At 52.5% G+C, this 1,531-nt stretch carries 2 pseudogenes; both read left to right on the plus strand.

Annotated features, from left to right (window positions below):
- Positions 1 to 756 (plus strand): annotated as a pseudogene (locus tag E3W21_RS31675) (hypothetical protein); the annotation flags it as partial.
- Positions 757 to 1,296: 540 nt separating this feature from the next.
- Positions 1,297 to 1,531, plus strand: a pseudogene (locus E3W21_RS04765) (hypothetical protein); the annotation flags it as partial.

The following is a 1,531-nucleotide window of genomic DNA, read 5'->3' on the forward strand; positions in this document are numbered from 1 at the left end:
ACCGTCACGGCGGTCGTGGCGCCGACCATCACCTCGGTCAAAGGCGATCTGAGCGGTGTCGAGATTCCCCATGGCGGCACCACCATGAAAACCACGGTGACCCTGACCGGTACCGCCAGCAGAGGTCAGAAGGTCCAGATTCTGGACGGTGCGACCCACAAAGGCGAACCCACCGCTAACCCAACGACCGGTGTCTGGATCCAGGATGTCTCAGGACTGAGCGTGGCGGCGCATAGTTTCACCGCCAAAGCGTTGTATGGCAGTGGCGTAACCTCGGCGGCGCGGACCTTTACCGTCACAGCGGTCGTGGCGCCGACCATCACCTCGGTCAAAGGCTCTCAGAGCGGTGTCGAGATTCCCCACGGCGGTACTACCACGGAAACCGTGTTGATTCTGACCGGTACCGCCAGCAGAGGTCAGANNNTGGTTGATGTTCGAGAAAGCAATGGCTCCAAAGGCAAGTCAACGGCTGACCTGACCACGGGGATCTGGAGGCTTCAGGTATATTTTGGTGTGGGATCGCACAGTTTTACAGCTATGGCACTGTATGGACCGGGAATGTCATCGGCTGTACGGACGGTAATTGTGGGGAACCCAGCGTTTGATGATTTGACGACGTTTAATAATAACAATTCGAATGGCTGGGCAGTATGGCCAGGGCAGATTGTGTTTGAGGGGGGAGAGTATTACGTAAAATCTGAGCCTCGTAATACCAATCCTACTTTGCAGACACTTTCCGTGTTTAAAACACTTTAACCAGGGTTTTGGCTCATTTGAAATCAGTTTCAAATATAAATGTTCTATATCGATGAATCTTATGGTGAAAGCCAACAGTCAAGTGAGTCTTGACATTCAAGTAACTGCTACTGGCTCATGGGTAGCCAGAACTTTAAACATAACTAATACTCCACTGGGCGATGTATTGATAACCGTTCTTGCGAATCATCCTTCATCACTCGGGCTGGACGACATTCGCGTAAGACGATTGTCTTGACCTTGGGAGTGTATAAATAATTGTTCCCGAGGGAGTGGGAACAATCATGTGAGCTAAGGAAGGTCTGAAGTACCCGCCGATTTTTTGATACTCCAACCATTTGTAGTTCAAAAGATCGGTGGCTTGCAAAAAACCAGGCTTTGGTTCTACTTAATACATTTTTCCCTTGAACAGCGCCTTTTCTCCGCGCATTTCGTGTATTACAGATGCGCCTCTCCCGCAAGAATCAGACAGTCTCCGTGTTGGATCACGGTAATCCACAGGGTACGCGACCCGTCGATGACAACGGCGATTGGACAACAGTGTCCTATAGCACCACCGTTGGAAATCACAGCATCACTATCAAGGGCCTTTACGGCAACCCGCAACCGGTTTCAGCACCGCCACACACCTTTACCGTCACGGCAGTCGTGGCACCGACCATCACCTCGGTCAAAGGCTCCCCAAACGGGGTCGAGATTCCCCACGGCACCACCACCGTGGAAACCGCGGTGACCCTGACCGGCGCCGCCAGCAAAGGGCAGAAGGTCGAGATCC

The sequence above is a fragment of the Pseudomonas sp. F01002 genome, from assembly GCF_004402115.1.
Classification (GTDB): Bacteria; Pseudomonadota; Gammaproteobacteria; order Pseudomonadales; family Pseudomonadaceae; genus Aquipseudomonas; species Aquipseudomonas frigoris.